The following is a 15,411-nucleotide window of genomic DNA, read 5'->3' on the forward strand; positions in this document are numbered from 1 at the left end:
CGTTCGCATTGCCCGAAAAATTGTGCTATTTGATCAGATGCGCGGCTGATCTTGGGTCGCGGACAAACCTGACCGAGTATCCGCCGAGATGGACAAGCTTTCTGTCATGCACGCCTTTCGCCGCATCGTTGAACGCGGCAGTTTTGCGCGGGCGGCGGAAGATCTGGGCGTTTCTCCGGCCCTCTTGAGCCGAGAGATCAAGTTGCTCGAGGAAAGTCTGGGCAGCACGCTGCTGACGCGGACGACACGATCCATGTCGCTGACGGATGCTGGGCAGATCTACTACGACGAAGCGTCCGGCATCCTCGACAACGTGGCCCGGGTCGAAAACCGCATCCGCGACGGTGCCGGGGCGGTGCGCGGTCATCTTAAGGTGAACGCCTCCAGTTCCTTTGGCCAGACAGTTATCGCGCCTTTGCTACCGGGTTTTCTCGACGCCTATCCTGAGCTCAGGTTGACGCTTTCTCTGGATGATCGCGTGGTGGATATGGTCGAGGGTGGGTTCGACGTCTCGATCCGCATCCGGGCCACAATGCCGGATTCGGCACTGGTCGCGCGCAAGGTCGGCACCATGCGCCAGCGGATATTCGCAGCACCCGCGTATCTGGAAAAAGCCGGTGTTCCGAGCAAGCCAGAGGACATCGTGCATCATCGGGTGGTCGGTTTCTTGCTTGCAGATCACCTGACCACTTGGACCTTGCACGGACCTTCTGACACCATCACGCTTGATCTTGATCCACCTGTCCGCGTCGGCAACAGCCTTGTCTTGCGCGACCTGTTGATCGCGGGCCAAGGCCTCGGCACACTTCCGGATTTCGTCTCGAACGAGCCCGTGGCGCGCGGCGAACTTGTGCGCGTGTTGCCAGACTACGAACTTCCATCACCCGAGATTTTTGCTGTGACAGCGTCGCGGTTGGGGATGGACGCCAAGGTGACGGCCTTTCTTGACCATCTGCGCGCGGTCCTGCATGGCTGACATTCTTCAACCAGCGTAAAGAATGAAGTGAGAACCGGCCGGTTAATCCCGTCCACCCCATCCCCCATCCTCTTAGGCATCGAAACGCCAACACCCTGAGAGGATCCAATGACCCGCATTCTTGTTCTTTACTACTCCAGCTATGGCCATGTCCGCGCGCTTGCCGAAGCCGAAGCCGAAGGGGCGCGCAGCATCGCTGGCACCCATGTCGATCTGAAACGTGTGCCTGAAACGGTGCCTGAGACCGTGCGCCAGAACGCTGGATTTATCGACGACGACACCCAGATCGCGACGCCCGCTGATCTGGAAAGCTATGACGCCATCATCTTCGGCACGCCTACCCTGTTTGGGATGATGGCTGGTCAGATGAAGAGCTTTCTTGATCAGGCCGGTGGCCTTTGGGCACGCAACGCGCTGGTCGGCAAGGTGGCTGGTGTTTTCACCTCGACCGGCTCGCAGCATGGCGGGCATGAGGCGACGCTTCTGTCCACCCAGATCCCGCTTCAGCATTTCGGAATGCTGATTGCCGGGATGCCCTACACCTTCGCCGGTCAGACCACCGCCGATGGCATCGTGGGCGGCGCACCTTATGGGGCAGGCACCATTGCCGGGGCAGATGGATCGCGCACGCCCGCCGAGACCGACCTTGCAGGCGCGCGCTTCCAAGGTGCGCATGTGGCCCGGATTGCCACGCGCCTGGCTGGCGCAAATCTACATGAGGAGGCCGCGTGATGGCCTCGCTCACCATAGATTTTTTCCACGACGTTGTGTGCTGCTGGTGCTTCAATATCTCGTCGCGAATGCGCAGCTTGGCCGCCGAGTTTGACCTCGACATCCGGCATCGGACCTTTGTCCTGCAAGCAAGCCGCTCTGAAATGGCGTCGCGCTGGGGAAACCCGGAAGACGCACGCGAAACCATTCTTGGGCACTGGGTGAATTGCCGCCGGGTCAGTGACCAGCCTGAGTTGGTCGACATCGTCGCCATGCGGTCCGCCCCGTTCGACTACCCACACGGATTGACCGCTGCACTGGGGTGCAAGGCGGCGGAACGGCTCGGCGGGCAAGCTGCCCACTGGGACATGTTCGACCGGCTGCAACGTGCCCATCTGACCGAGGCACGTGATGTTGCCGACCCCCAGACCGTGTTGGCCGTGGCACGAGAGCTCGGCTTTGAAAATGCCGCATTCGCCGAGGCTTTTGACGACCCTGACACTGCGCGGGCAGTCCAAACCGACAGGCAACATGCCCGTCAACTTCAAGTCCGCTCTATCCCAACCCTCATCGTCCGTGAGACCGGCGCACGCCTTGTCAACGGACCGCGCGAGGATCTGGCCGCGCAACTGCGTGCCGCCCTTCGCCTAACCGCTTGAAAGGAGACCCTGATGAACCTGTTCTTCCGCCGCACGCAGGTCCGACACCGCCGCCACCTTCCACGTGGCGCAACCCGCGACCTGTCACCCCACATGATGCGCGACATTGGCCTTGAGACATGGCCGGAACACCCGCGCGACCATATTCGCCGCCTCTGGTGAGCTGCTAACCCGGAGATCAACCATGACCCGCACCACCGACATTTTTCTGACCGCGCTCGCCCCCGCGATTTGGGGCAGCACCTACCTTGTCACCACAGAGGCGCTGCCTGCGGGCTATCCGGTGACGCTCGCCGCGCTGCGCGCCCTGCCCGCCGGGCTGTTGCTTCTCGCCGTCACGCGCTGCTTTCCACCGCGCGCCTGGCTCGGACGGGTTTTCCTGCTTGGCAGCTTGAACTTTGCGCTGTTCTGGGTGCTGCTGTTTGTGGCCGCCTATCGGCTGCCGGGCGGGGTCGCGGCGACACTTGGTTCCGTGCAAGCCATGATCGTCATCGTGATGGCCCGCGGCTGGCTTGGAACACCAATCAGGGCCGGGGCGGTGGCCGCAGCTGCAACCGGTGTCATCGGAGTGGCCCAGTTGCTAATCGGACCAGAGGCGCGCCTTGATCCCATCGGCATCGCCGCCGGACTTGGCGGAGCTGCTTCAATGGCGGCGGGCACCGTGCTGAGCCGCAAATGGCAGCCGCCCGTTCCCGCGCTCAGCTTCACGGCGTGGCAGTTGACGGCGGGTGGGCTGATCCTGTTGCCGATCGCGCTTTTGATCGAGCCACCTTTGCCGCCGCTCACGACGACGAACCTTCTCGGCCTAAGCTGGCTTGGCCTCATTGGCGCAGCGGTGACTTATGCGATCTGGTTTCGCGGTGTGGCCCGACTTGAGCCGGGCGCTGTCTCGATGTTGGGTATGATGAGCCCCGTGACGGCGGTGATCCTTGGATGGGTCTGGTTGGAACAAGCGCTGTCACCGATGCAATTCGCCGGTGCGGTGATCGTGCTTGGGTCTGTCTGGGCGGGCCAGCGCGCGAACCGTCCACGTGCTGGCGATGCCTCGGTGCGCCCTGCCCCGACAAGGGCCAAAGCCGCCTGATTGCAACTCAAGAAAGGATCTTCAGAATGTTCAATCTTACCCTGACAAATGACGTCGCGCGGAAGGTTCGCCTGGCAGGACTGCTGTATCTCATCATCATTGTCACTGGCCTTGGCGCCGAGCTTGGGCTTCGTGGTCCGCTCGTCGACTTCGAAAACGCTGCTGGCACGGCCCGTTCCATCCTCGCTGCACCGGTTCAGTTCCGGCTGGCCATCGCCGCTGACCTTTTGATGGCGCTCAGCGATGCGGGGCTTGCCGTGCTGCTCTATCTGGTCTTCCGAACTGTCGCGCCGGGTCTTGCGCTCTCGGCCATGGTGTTTCGCCTGATCCAGACCGTGCTGATCGCCGCCAATCTCATGGCCTTGCAGGCTGCGTGGCTGTTTCTGGCCAGCACGGATGGTCTTGCGGATCACGCTGCCCTCGCGCTGCTGCTTCTCAACCTGCACGCTCACGGCTATGATCTGGGACTTGTCTTTTTCGGTGTGAACAGCCTGATCATGGGCGTGCTTGTCTGGCATTCAGGTCTGTTTCACCGCGCCTTTGGGGCCGGACTGGCAGTTGCCGGAGCGGTCTATCTGATCGGAAGTGGGCTGCGCTTCTTCGCCCCCGAGTTTCACGCAGGCTTCACCCCGATCTATGGCGTCACAATCCTTGCGGAAACGGCGTTTTGCGTCCGGTTGCTCCTCCAGCGGAACCCCAATTTACTGGAGCTGGATCAAAACTGAACGCCGTGTGGCGCAGATTTCAAAACCGTGCAATCTATCCTATCATCACCAGTCAGGAGAGGTCTTATGGCTGAACGAGGCTTTACTGTCCGCGCCCTTGGTGAAATCGCCATCCGGTGCATTGATCTTGACGCGATGGTCGCGTTCTATCGCGATGTGATCGGGCTTGAACCGCTCAACGACCCGGAAAACGGCAAAATCGTTTTCTTCCGTATCGCCAAGGGCTTTGGCGGCCATACCGCCGTGCTGGCACTGTTTCGCCACGACATCGAAGGCGCAGGCCGCACCCGGGCGGGTGAGTTGCCCCCCGCGACGGGTCCGGGCTCCTCGCTCCATCACATTGCGCTTAGCCTGCCTTGGGAAGAGCAAGATGCGGTCATCGCTTGGTATGAGAAATTTGGGCTGGAATACAACGTGGAAACATTTGATTGGGTCGGGTGCCGCGGGGTCTTCACATTCGATCCGGACGGCAACACCGTGGAACTCGTTGCGAAAGACCCACGCTGAATCACGCCTTTCGTAGCGGTGTCTAAGCTCGCTACCCGCTAGCCAAATTGACCCGTCGCATGCTGCTTCACCAGCGGGTGTCAGACGTGCTGAACGGCGGATGCGGTGGGTGCAACCAAGGCTAGGAATGGGTTTTGAACCGATTGCTCGATGCCTTGCAGTATTAACGCAATGATCTGCGAATTCTCCGGGCGCAGACGCGCCCAAAGCCGACTTTGCCGATGTCGTCAACCGCTGCGATGCAGCTAAGCCAGATCGGACATTCGCTGCGGTTGCATGATCTAGGAGCTCTTAAAGTGACAGTCGCGCGACGGAGCAGGCATTCACAGCGTTCGCACAAACCGCAGCTTTCGGCACACTGCGCCAATTGAGTTTGCATCTATTCAGCTATCAGAGCTTTGGTCTTGCCACGCTCTGGTGCGCATTGAATACATCGAAACGCACATTGTGGTTGCGAGCCAACCGACCAGTGACAGGTGAAATTATCTCGTCCACAAACGACATTTTCTGCATTGCAATGCTTGTTTTGTCGAAGGTTCTTCCTGCAACCGCGCCAAGCAGGTTGCGTCAAGTGCAGCAGGTTCTGCTGCCTCAGAGTGCGTATTGCTCCATCGCCCAAATTAAATCGTCACGATGCTGCTCGATGGCCGCGAGGCAGTGGTCCACATTCCGTGGCGAGAAGTAGTGCTCTTTGTCGAGAATGTTGACTGTCCCTATGACCTCTTCCAAGCAAATCGGCACATTTAACGCAGCGCCACATCCAAGGCTTTCAATCAAGGCATGGTCCGGGAAATAGATCGCGAACTCCGCAACGGTGTTCGCGACGAAAACCTCACCGCGTTCTACGACCTGTTCTGTCCAAGCCCCTTGCGACATCGATTTGGTCCCGGACACCGGATAAGCGTCGGCGTGAGATGTATAAACCCGCCGCGCAAGACCAGCGGCGCGGTCCAGCACCGTCACGGTGAACAACCGCCCCCCGGTTTGCGTGTGCAAGGCACGATAGATCGCCTCGGGGGACGGTTGTTGGGTCATTCCTTTTCGACCAGACGGTAGAAGACGTAGTCAGATGTGGCGCCGTTGACGAACCCTTTGATGTTGTCCCGCATCGCGACCTGCTTGATCGCCTGGAACATGATGACGTACGGCGCTTCGGCCTGGGTTTCTTTCTGAAGCTCCAGATACATGCCAAGCCGCTTGTCCGCATCCTGCTCGCCGAGGGCTGCCATGGTTTTGGCGTTCATCTCGGCCGGTGGCATCCATGCGTTGCGCCACGTCGTGGTCGAGGCGTATTTGTCATCGGAGTTATCCTTGTTGTACGCAAATGCCTTGGCGTTGGAATGCGGGTCCATGAAGTCAGGCCCCCAATACAGCAACATCGCCTCATGGGTGCGCGCGCGGTATTTGGTGATGACCTGCGCGCCTGTGCCTGCGATGATCTCGAGGTTGATCCCGCCTTCGGCGAAGGAGGCCTGTAACGCCTGTGCCATTTCCACGAAAGTTGGGGCCGATATGACATCCATCGTGACGTTGATGGGCGTCTCCACCCCGGCGTCCTTCAGGATCTGTTTGGCTTTTTCGGGGTCGTAACTAAACGGTGTGTCGGTCAACGCGCCCGGAAAACCATCCGGCCAAAATGCCTGATGCACCTTCATCTGACCCTTGAGCATGCCATTGGCCATGCCTTGATAATCCACCAGATAACGTGCAGCTTCCCATACTGCGGGATCGGTCAGACTGTCGGTTTTCTGATTGAACGACACCCAATGCACGGCGGCTTGCGGGTAGGTCTCTACACGCACACCATCAACCCCATCAAGGCCGGCGATCTGACCGGGATCAAGGTCCTTGGCCATGTCGATATCGCCCGCTTCAAGCTGCAATCGTTGGGTTGCACCTTCGGGGTTGTGTTGAATGACGATGCGGTCCATCGACGGGCGGCCCTGATAATAATCAGGGTTGGCATCGAGCGAGAGGATATCGGCAGGACGATAGGTGCCCAAGCTGAACGGCCCGGTGCCCGCAGAGTTCTTGTTCAACCACGCATGGCCCATGTCGCCGTCGACCTCGTTGGCCATGACGGTTTGCATGTCCACGACTGATGCCGGGCGTGCGGCGAGCACGTTCAAAACGAAAGATGGCGCAAAGTCGCCCTCGTAACGCACGATGACCGTATTGCCTTCTGCTGTGACCATTTCGGCGATGTTGTCAGCGGTCCAACCCAACTGAGTCAGGATGAAGGATGGTGCCTTATCAAGGGCGACGACACGGGTCCATGATCCGACCACATCCTCGGCTCGCACCGGATTGCCAGAGTGGAATTTAACCCCGTCGCGCAAGGTGAAAGTGACAGTCTTGGCGGTGGCGTCGACGGTCCACTCGGTGGCCAACGCAGGGGCCAACACAGTCGTGTCGGTCGCATCGTAGCGCACCAGCGTGTCATAGGTGTTGGCAACATATTCGCCCGAGCTGAATTCGTAAGCCGAGGCTGGATCAATCGTAACAATGTCGTCGATGTTTTGGGCCACCACAAGCATGTTATCTGGCGTTGCGGCTGCCACCGGCGAAAGCGCAAAGGCGCTTGCCAGAAGTCCAGCAATAAACGTTGTCTTTAGGTTTAGCATGTCGTCCCCCTAGTGAATGGTGCCCTCGGGCAGAGGTCTGCAGCAACTGCTGCGAATAAGGAAGTTTGGCCGAGAATTGTACGCTAGACCTCTACTTCTATGATTTCAACAATCTCGCCGTCCTTCGTGATCGCAAGCCTGTCGCTTATGCAGCCCGCGGCTGAGAGGTGTGCGACACGATCTGACAGGTGAGCCAGTGTTCCGCGCGCAGGACGGGGCCACTTGCTGCTGTAGGCCGCCAGCGTCGCGTGCGTGCAAGCGTGACAGACGGTACCGTATGTCACTGAAACGAGTTGAAGACTGGAAAGAGCTTTGTCTAGCTCAGGCGGACCCGCTGGAGGCAGTGAACCTGTATGACGCGGTTGATCGAAAAAACCTCTCGGCAGTCCTTGTCAGAACTGATGCTCCGGCGGACCATCGACCTTCGAGGTCGTGCGCCGCGGCTACTGCGCCCTGGCGTTCAGGTGGCAGTCCAAGTCGATTTCAAATGAGAAAATCTTTATGACGATGACGGCTTTGAACGGCCGAAGGGGAGTGAAGCTATCACTTGTCTCTCCGACTTCAATCTAAGAAAAGGTAAAAAATAGCGTTCATGCGTCCTGTTGAGGATTGCTGAACTCTCACGCCGCCTACAGCCAGCGCTCAATTTCACGTCAGGCCATCACCCAAGGGAATAACCCGCGCCCCGCACTGTTCGGATTGGATCGGTGCCGCCGTTGCGCGTTATGGACTTGCGCAGCCGTGCGACATGGACATCGACGGTTCTTGAATCCAAAAAAATATCACGACCCCAGACCAGATCGAGCAATTGCTCGCGACTGAAGACGCGGCCGGGCCGTTCCATGAACCTTGATAACAGTCGAAACTCGATAGGTCCCAAATTGAGGTCTTGGTTATCGCGGCTGACACGATGGCTTTCAGGATCAAGGACAATATCTTCGTAAGTTAAGGTCGCGACAGCCGCTGACTGGGTCCGGCGCAATTGTGTGCGGGCGCGAGCCATCAACTCTTTGACGGAATACGGTTTCGTCACATAGTCATCGGCGCCGGTATCCAGACCACGGACACTGTCAACTTCTTCGGAACGAGCCGACAACATGATAATGGGGATGTGTTTTGTGGCGTCACTGGTCTTGATCCGGCGACAAACTTCGATCCCGCTGAGCAAGGGCATCATCCAATCTAGGATAATTAGATCGGGCAGGTCTTCTCGTATCATTTGCATCGCTTCCTCGCCGTTGGTCGCGTGGCGCACTGCAAAGCCTTCTGCATTCAAATTGTAGGTCATGATCTCTGCCTGAGCAGGCTCATCTTCGACAAGCAGGACCTGCGCTTGAATTGGCGCCATCCCTTAGCCCCCCGTGACTGTGGATGTTGTATCCGCCTTCGGACGCGCCTCTTCTGGTTGCTTTCCGTCGGCCAAATATATGACTTGTTCCGCAATTGATGTCACATGGTCCCCCATGCGTTCCGTGTTTTTTGAAATGAAATGCAGATGCAAGCAGGCCGTAATATTGCGGGGATCCTCCATCATGAAGGTCAACAGTTCACGAAACAGCGCGTTATACATCTGATCCACCTCGACATCGCGGGCAATAACATCAGCGGCAAGCGCAGTATCGCGGTGGATATAGGCATCCAGCGCGTCTTTGAGCATTAACTCGACCGCACGCGTCATGCGGTGAAGGGTGCCGGTGCTGCCGCTGATCGGATCGGCATTCGACAAAACTTCGGTGCGTTTCGCCATGTTCTTAGCGTAGTCCCCGATCCTTTCAAGATTGCCGCTGATCTTGATCACGCTCAAAATCAATCGCAAATCAATGGCTGTCGGCGCACGCAAAGCAATAATCCGTGCCGCACTTTCATTGATAGCCTCTTCAAGCGCATCAATTGAAGAATCCGCTGTGCGCACCTGCTGTGCAAGGTCTTCATCGCGTGTTTCAAGCGACTCCATGCCCAGGCGGATGGCGTTTTCGACCAACCCTCCCATTTTCATGATCTGCGCTTGAACAGCTTCCAGGTCGGTATCGAACGCCGAAGAAATATGTGCGTTGGTCATGGGTTATCCAATCCTGCCGGTGATGTAGCTTTCGGTTCTGGGGTCACTTGGGGCCGTAAATACCTGATCTGTGTCGCCATATTCAACCAAACTGCCAAGGTGGAAAAACGCCGTTTTCTGGCTGATCCTTGCTGCCTGCTGCATGGAATGGGTGACGATCACGACGCAATAGTTTTCGCGCAAATCGTTGATCAATTCTTCGATCTGGGCCGTCGCGATCGGGTCAAGCGCAGAGCAAGGTTCATCCATCAACAGCACTTCGGGCGAGGTTGCAATCGCCCGCGCGATGCAAAGTCGCTGCTGCTGGCCGCCTGAAAGGCCAGTACCGGTCTTGTTCAAACGATCCTTGGCCTCATCCCAAAGCGCCGCTTTTCGAAGCGCGTTTTCGACAATGTTGTCCAGATCGGCCTTATTGCGGGCAAGGCCGTGAATTTTTGGGCCATAGGCCACGTTGTCAAAGATAGATTTGGGAAACGGGTTCGGCTTTTGAAAGACCATCCCAACCTTGGCGCGTAGTTGCACTGGATCGACTGAGCGGTGGTAGATATCTTCACCTTCGATCAGGATTTCACCGCTCACACGGCAAGTTTCAATCGTGTCGTTCATCCGGTTCAAGCAACGTAGGAACGTCGATTTTCCACACCCGGATGGGCCGATAAATGCGGTCACAGTGTTTGCGGAAATACCTACCGACACATCTTTGATGGCGACGCTGTCCCCATAAGAAACATGTACGTTTCTGGCAGTGATTTTTGGGACGGCCATATCCGGGTTAGGCTGGATCAATGTGTTCACTTTCATCCTATTTTCTTTCTACCACCGGCGTTCAAAGCGGCGGCGCAGCAGGACGGCGACTGTGTTCATCACTGCCAAAAACACCAATAGGGTTATGATCGCGCCGGACGCGCGTTCCACAAAACCGGGATCGGCACGCTGCGTCCAGTTGAAGACCTGCACGGGCAGCGCAGTTGCAGCTTCGCCAAACAGGCCCGCAGTCTCGCTGTAGGCCGCCGGATAATCGCGCACGAAGGCCACCATGCCAATCAGCAACAGCGGCGCGGTTTCGCCCAAGGCTTGTGCCAGCCCGATGATTGTTCCCGTCAAGATACCAGGTGCGGCAAGCGGTAAGACATGGTGAAACACCGACTGCATCTTTGTCGCGCCAAGCCCCAAGGCCGCGTCGCGGATCGACGGTGGCACCGCCTTAAGTGCGGCGCGGGTTGCGATGATGATCGTCGGCAAGGTCATCAGCGTAAGCACCAGCCCGCCAACCAAGGGCGAGGACTGCCGCAGTCCCAAAAAGTTGATGAAGATCGCTAACCCCAAAATTCCGTATACGATGGACGGCACAGCTGCCAGATTGCTGATGTTCACTTCGATCAGATCTGACACACGGTTTTTCGGCGCAAACTCTTCAAGGTAGATCGCAGCGGCGACCCCGATGGGCAATGCCAGAACCAAGACAACAAGCATCATATAGAGCGACCCTAGAATTGCGACGCCAAGTCCTGCTGCTTCGGGGCGCTGATCGCTCGCGTCAGGAGCGGTTAAAAACTGCCAATTGAAACGAGTTTCGAGCACGCCCACATCCGCAAGGAGTTGGGCAACACGCAAAGCCTCAGGCGAGGTGTTGCCGTCGCGCTCAGCACTTTCCATCGTGACACGGCCTTTGAAAAAACCGTCAATCCGACCGTTGGCCAGCACGTCCAACGCAATGACACCACCAACAAGGTCCGGGTTTGCAAGGACTTGATTGCGCAGAGACGCCGCGGCCTCTTTGCTGATCATGTCGCCTACATCTTTGTTGGACAGTGTTGTTTCGATGTTCAGCTTGGCGATGCTGGCCACAAGTGCATCGCGCAGCAACGGCGCGTAACCGAATGTAGATACGCTCGCCATGGCTGCGGGGTCGCGGTCACCGCCTTTGTCCAAGGTTTCGGCGGGCAGGGGAATCTCGAGCATGAGGTAGGTCTGGCGGAACGCACTTGCCCCGTTTGCCAGCACAGAGGCCAGCAAGACCACCAGCGCAAGAGCAGCCACACCGATTGCGCACAAGCCGTAAGAATGGAACCGCTTTTCAGCGGCATTGCGACGTTTGACACGTTCATCTTGCACGAACAGAGACTTGGTTGGGGAAGTCATTCGTATTGTTCCCGGTATTTGCGAACGACCAACAAGGCGACCGCGTTCAAGGCTAAGGTAAAGGCGAACAGTGTCAGCCCAAGCGCGAAAGCAACCAGCGTTTCGGGGCTGGCAAAATCCGTGTCGCCTGTAAGCTGGCTCACGATTTTGACTGTGATCGTTGTCATCGCCTCAAACGGGTTCAGCGACATTTGTGCGGCGGCACCCGCTCCGAGGACGACGATCATCGTTTCGCCAATAGCGCGGCTTGCAGCCAACAATACTGCACCCATGATACCGGGCAAGGCGGCCGGCAGAATGACCTTTCGGACGGTTTCCGACCGCGTAGCGCCAAGTGCATATGACCCATCGCGCATCGTTTGTGGCACGGCATTGATCGCATCATCTGATAGCGAGGAAACAAAGGGGATAAGCATGATGCCCATCACCACGCCTGCAGTCATGACCGAGGATGCACTGCCCCCCAACCCGAGCGGTTGTGCAAAATAGTCCCGAAGCAACGGTCCGACAGTGACAAGCGCAAAAAGCCCGTAAACAATTGTGGGAATCCCGGCAAGGATTTCGATCAGCGGTTTCGCAATGCCCCGCATCCAGGGTCCTGCATATTCGGACAAATAGATCGCCGCAAACAGGCCAACCGGTACGGCAAGCGCCAAGGCAATGAAGCTGACATAAAAGGTGCCCCAAAGCAGCGGTAGAAAACCAAGAGAGCTGTCGCCCCGAAAGTTAGGGGCCCAATCGGTGGAAAAGAAGAAATCTTGCCAAGCGTATTGCTGGAAGAAATGCATCGCCTCAAAAAGCATCGACAAGACGATGCCGACCGTGGTCAGAATCGCGACCACAGATGCTGCAATTAAGAGCGACTTAATCCAAACCTCAGAGGCTTGGCGGGCTCGAAAGTTGACAGTGGACCGCAGTATCGCAACAACGCATCCCAGAACCGCAACCGTCAGAACTGTCCAATAGACCACGTAGTCAGGTAGTGCCGCGGTATTCAGCCGAGGTCCGATTAACTTGACCAAAGATAGCCCGACAAAACAGATCGCCGCAGGGACAAGAACGCTGAGAACCGCGTTTATGCCGTGCGCACGAGGCAAAGCGGCCAGACTGCGCACATCGCCCTTGGCAGCGCGATGCACCCGAACTTGCGATCCGAGCAGCCCAAAAAGGGCGAGAACGGCCAGCAACCCCGGCAAAGACGAAAACAATTCAACAACCCACATCAGTGCAGATTTCCCCCATTAGAAACGGGGCCGGCAGGATTCCGGCCCCGTAACCTAGTTACATGACATCCAGCAAAGTGCGGTTGGCGACTGCGTCCTGAGTCTTAGAAAGCTCCGGGTCTGAGACGAGGCCGTATTCAGCCAATGGACCATCAGGGCCAGCAATCTCATCACTGACGAAGAAGCTGACAAACTCTTGAAGGCCGGGAATGACATCCAGATGCGCTGCCTTGACATAGAAATAAAGCGGGCGTGACACAGGATATTCACCGGATGCGATGCTCGCTGTATTCGGCACGACGTCTGACATAGGCGCGACTTGCAAGCGGTCTGTGTTGTTTTCATAGAACGCCAGACCAAACACCCCGATGCCGTTCGCATCCGCTTCGATCCGCGCCAAGGTTTCCGTGTAGTCGCCGTCAATATCGACAGACAGACCGTCGGTGCGCACGGCCATGCAGCTCTGTTCGGCCGCATCTTCGTCGCCACCATTCAGGTTCAAGATCGCGTCCATTGCACCGCTGTCGATGCAACCCTGCAGAAGAACCTTCTCTTCGAACACTTCGCGTGTGCCGTGCTTGGTGCCAGGGATGAATGCCTGAATTTGCTGATCTGGAAAATCGCTGTTGACCGCGTTCCAGTTGGAATTGGAATTCGCAACCATGGCGCCATCAACGGGCAGCTCAGCAGCCAGGGCCATATACCAATCAGACGGCGTGAAGGCGAAACCGTTGCCTGCGATGTCGCTGGCAAAAACAATCCCGTCGTAGCCGATGCGTATTTCTACGATATCGGTCACACCGTTTTCAGCGCAGACTTCAAGCTCGGAGGATTTGATAGCGCGGCTGGCATTGGCGATATCTACAGTGTTTTCACCGACCCCCTCGCAGAACCGTTTGAGGCCAGCGGAGGACCCGCCGGATTCTACCACAGGCGTAGGGAAATCGAAATTCTCACCAAACGCTTCGGCAACGATGGCCGCGTAAGGAAGCACGGTGGACGACCCTGCGACCTGAACATTGTCGCGGGCAGCGGCGGCAGTGACGGATGCGGCGACGATGGCCAGTGTGGATGCTGTAAGATTCAAGGGCGACATGAAAACTCCTGTCATATCCGGATCAAAGGCCACCCCCTTGATGGCCCTGCCGCGTTTGTCGACACGGCATGCTTCGGTTTTGCGACAGGTAAGTTACGGTTTTATGACAGATGGATATTTTGCTCTTGATGACCAAAATAGTTTGTTCAGCCCCAGGCCGGTGGCAGGATGACCGTGAATTGAGACCCTTGCTCCAATTGGCTGTCGATCTTTAATCGCCCCCGATGACGGTTCAGGATATGTTTAACGATCGACAATCCCAATCCGGTGCCACCGAGTTCTCGACTACGATGGCTGTCGGCGCGATAAAACCGCTCTGTCAGGCGGGGCAGGTGGATGGGGTCAATTCCGGGCCCATGATCATATACCGTGATTGCGATCGCAGGACCGCGCAGGACCGGATCATGTACTGATTTCGAAGCCGCAATCTCTACAGATTGATCCGCACCACCATATTTAATCGCGTTCTCAACCAGATTGGTGAAAACCTGTATCAACTGATCACTGTCACCGATTACAAGCAACGGGGTTTCGCCCAGATCGCACTGCAACCTCACACGCCTATCCTTCGCTAGTGGAGAGATGTTGCTCAGCATTGTTTGCAGCGTGTCTCTTAAATCAATCGTCGTCTTGGGGCGAACGCGCTCATCAGCCTCGACGCCGCTCAACGATTGCAAATCCCCGACAAGACGGTTCATCCTTTCTGCTTCACCCGCCATAATGGTCAAAAATCGGTCCCGCGCCTTGGAATCGTCTCGAGCAGGTCCCCGCAGGGTTTCAATAAACCCCATCAAAGATGTCAGAGGTGTTCGCAATTCGTGACTGACATTCGCAACGAAATCGCTGCGCATCTGTTCTGCCAGAACGACATCCGTTACATTTTGGAAGCTGAGGATCAGGAATGGGGTGCCGTCAACCGCGTGAACATGCGCTTCATAGAAAGCATCGCTGCCGTTTTCGACGACTTGATAAGAAACTTTGCGCGGCACCCGGTCCAGCAAACTACGTTCGACCGCGTCTACCAGCTTAGGGTGACGCAAACTCGTCGTGAAATGCCGACCCAAGACCTTCTTGCCAAACAGCGCTTCTGCCGCTGCGTTCATGCAGGCGAGTGACCCGGTGACGCCAATGACCAGCGTGGGGAGCGGAAACGCCTCGATCAGAACTTCAATTGCCGGGGTGTCGGTCAGGTCGCTCTGAAGCATGGCTGTATCTCCAGGTTGCTGCGTCAATTCAAAGGTAGGCAGATTATGACTCAATCAACAGCGCAGCGACCCACCAATTTCTTCGACCGCACTGCAAGTGATAATACCCTCCGCTCGTGCACGCGACAACTGACTCTTCGGCTTTCCGCCCTTCGGTGTTGAATCTGATTGCTTGAAGACTCAAACCTCCGGCGCACTTCATAGAATGCAGCGACCAGACGCCCTAAACCACTCGCCAGGTTTTAAAAGCGTTGCCTATGCTGAAAGTCGCCATCTTCCCCGACAGAAGTTGCGTTTCTGGCACACGGAGAGCCAGAGCATCTAAAAGCCAAGTGATCTTTTCTGGAACGCCATTGCCAACAATTTTCCGTCAGGAGGAACGGCAATGGCGGACCCGCCC

The 15,411-nt window shown here is 57.1% G+C and carries 16 protein-coding genes; 7 read left to right on the forward strand and 9 right to left on the reverse strand.

Going from position 1 to position 15,411, the window contains the following annotated elements:
* The first annotated feature begins 88 nt into the window (after positions 1 to 88).
* From ACXYMP_RS09680 to ACXYMP_RS09710, 7 genes are all read left to right on the forward strand, one after another.
* Positions 89 to 976: a LysR family transcriptional regulator gene (locus ACXYMP_RS09680; RefSeq protein ID WP_458905931.1), complete on the forward strand. Its 888-nt coding sequence runs from the start codon at positions 89 to 91 to the stop codon at positions 974 to 976.
* A 108-nt stretch (positions 977 to 1,084) separates the two neighbouring features.
* The gene (wrbA, locus tag ACXYMP_RS09685) at positions 1,085 to 1,708 is read left to right on the forward strand and encodes an NAD(P)H:quinone oxidoreductase (RefSeq protein WP_458905933.1); all 624 of its coding nucleotides are present in this window, start codon (positions 1,085 to 1,087) and stop codon (positions 1,706 to 1,708) included.
* Positions 1,708 to 2,346 carry a DsbA family oxidoreductase gene (locus ACXYMP_RS09690; protein ID WP_458905935.1) on the forward strand — a complete coding sequence of 213 codons (639 nt, stop codon included), beginning with the start codon at positions 1,708 to 1,710 and terminating at the stop codon, positions 2,344 to 2,346. The genes wrbA and ACXYMP_RS09690 overlap by 1 nt, the downstream gene beginning before the upstream one ends.
* Positions 2,347 to 2,358: 12 nt before the next feature.
* Positions 2,359 to 2,508, forward strand: a complete 150-nt coding sequence (locus ACXYMP_RS09695; protein ID WP_298565213.1) for a hypothetical protein — start codon at positions 2,359 to 2,361, stop codon at positions 2,506 to 2,508.
* Between the two features lie 22 nt (positions 2,509 to 2,530).
* On the forward strand, positions 2,531 to 3,430 hold the full coding sequence (locus ACXYMP_RS09700; RefSeq protein ID WP_458905938.1) for an EamA family transporter: 900 nt from the start codon (positions 2,531 to 2,533) through the stop codon (positions 3,428 to 3,430).
* Positions 3,431 to 3,456: 26 nt separating this feature from the next.
* Entirely contained in the window at positions 3,457 to 4,155 is a 699-nt protein-coding gene (locus ACXYMP_RS09705; protein WP_458905940.1) for a DUF4386 domain-containing protein, read from the forward strand.
* Positions 4,156 to 4,221: 66 nt separating this feature from the next.
* Positions 4,222 to 4,662: a VOC family protein gene (locus tag ACXYMP_RS09710; RefSeq protein WP_458905942.1), complete on the forward strand. Its 441-nt coding sequence runs from the start codon at positions 4,222 to 4,224 to the stop codon at positions 4,660 to 4,662.
* 591 nt (positions 4,663 to 5,253) lie between these two features.
* On the opposite strand, the gene ACXYMP_RS09715 is transcribed toward ACXYMP_RS09710, so the two are convergent.
* The 9 genes from ACXYMP_RS09715 to ACXYMP_RS09755 form a co-directional block, all read right to left on the reverse strand.
* Positions 5,254 to 5,697 carry a GAF domain-containing protein gene (locus ACXYMP_RS09715; protein WP_458905944.1) on the reverse strand — a complete coding sequence of 148 codons (444 nt, stop codon included), beginning with the start codon at positions 5,695 to 5,697 and terminating at the stop codon, positions 5,254 to 5,256.
* A complete protein-coding gene (locus ACXYMP_RS09720; protein WP_458905946.1) occupies positions 5,694 to 7,286 on the reverse strand; it encodes an ABC transporter substrate-binding protein in 1,593 nt (530 codons plus the stop codon). The genes ACXYMP_RS09715 and ACXYMP_RS09720 overlap by 4 nt, the downstream gene beginning before the upstream one ends.
* 661 nt (positions 7,287 to 7,947) lie before the next feature.
* Complete coding sequence (phoB, locus tag ACXYMP_RS09725; protein WP_458905948.1) at positions 7,948 to 8,634, reverse strand: phosphate regulon transcriptional regulator PhoB; 687 nt, start codon at positions 8,632 to 8,634, stop codon at positions 7,948 to 7,950.
* 3 nt (positions 8,635 to 8,637) lie between these two features.
* Positions 8,638 to 9,345 (reverse strand): phosphate signaling complex protein PhoU, encoded by a 708-nt coding sequence (gene phoU, locus ACXYMP_RS09730; RefSeq protein ID WP_458905950.1) that lies wholly within the window; start codon positions 9,343 to 9,345, stop codon positions 8,638 to 8,640.
* 3 nt (positions 9,346 to 9,348) lie between these two features.
* Positions 9,349 to 10,146, reverse strand: coding sequence for a phosphate ABC transporter ATP-binding protein PstB (pstB, locus tag ACXYMP_RS09735; protein WP_458905952.1), 798 nt, complete (start codon positions 10,144 to 10,146; stop codon positions 9,349 to 9,351).
* A gap of 12 nt (positions 10,147 to 10,158) precedes the next feature.
* The gene (pstA, locus tag ACXYMP_RS09740; protein ID WP_458905954.1) at positions 10,159 to 11,487 is read right to left on the reverse strand and encodes a phosphate ABC transporter permease PstA; all 1,329 of its coding nucleotides are present in this window, start codon (positions 11,485 to 11,487) and stop codon (positions 10,159 to 10,161) included.
* Complete coding sequence (pstC, locus tag ACXYMP_RS09745; protein ID WP_458905956.1) at positions 11,484 to 12,710, reverse strand: phosphate ABC transporter permease subunit PstC; 1,227 nt, start codon at positions 12,708 to 12,710, stop codon at positions 11,484 to 11,486. Before pstC ends, pstA begins: the two co-directional genes overlap by 4 nt.
* Positions 12,711 to 12,768: 58 nt before the next feature.
* A complete protein-coding gene (locus tag ACXYMP_RS09750; protein ID WP_458905958.1) occupies positions 12,769 to 13,806 on the reverse strand; it encodes a substrate-binding domain-containing protein in 1,038 nt (345 codons plus the stop codon).
* Positions 13,807 to 13,952: 146 nt separating this feature from the next.
* The gene (locus tag ACXYMP_RS09755; protein WP_458906504.1) at positions 13,953 to 15,011 is read right to left on the reverse strand and encodes a sensor histidine kinase; all 1,059 of its coding nucleotides are present in this window, start codon (positions 15,009 to 15,011) and stop codon (positions 13,953 to 13,955) included.
* Between the last annotated feature and the right edge of the window lie 400 nt (positions 15,012 to 15,411).

Source organism: Aliiroseovarius sp. CAU 1755, assembly GCF_054482655.1.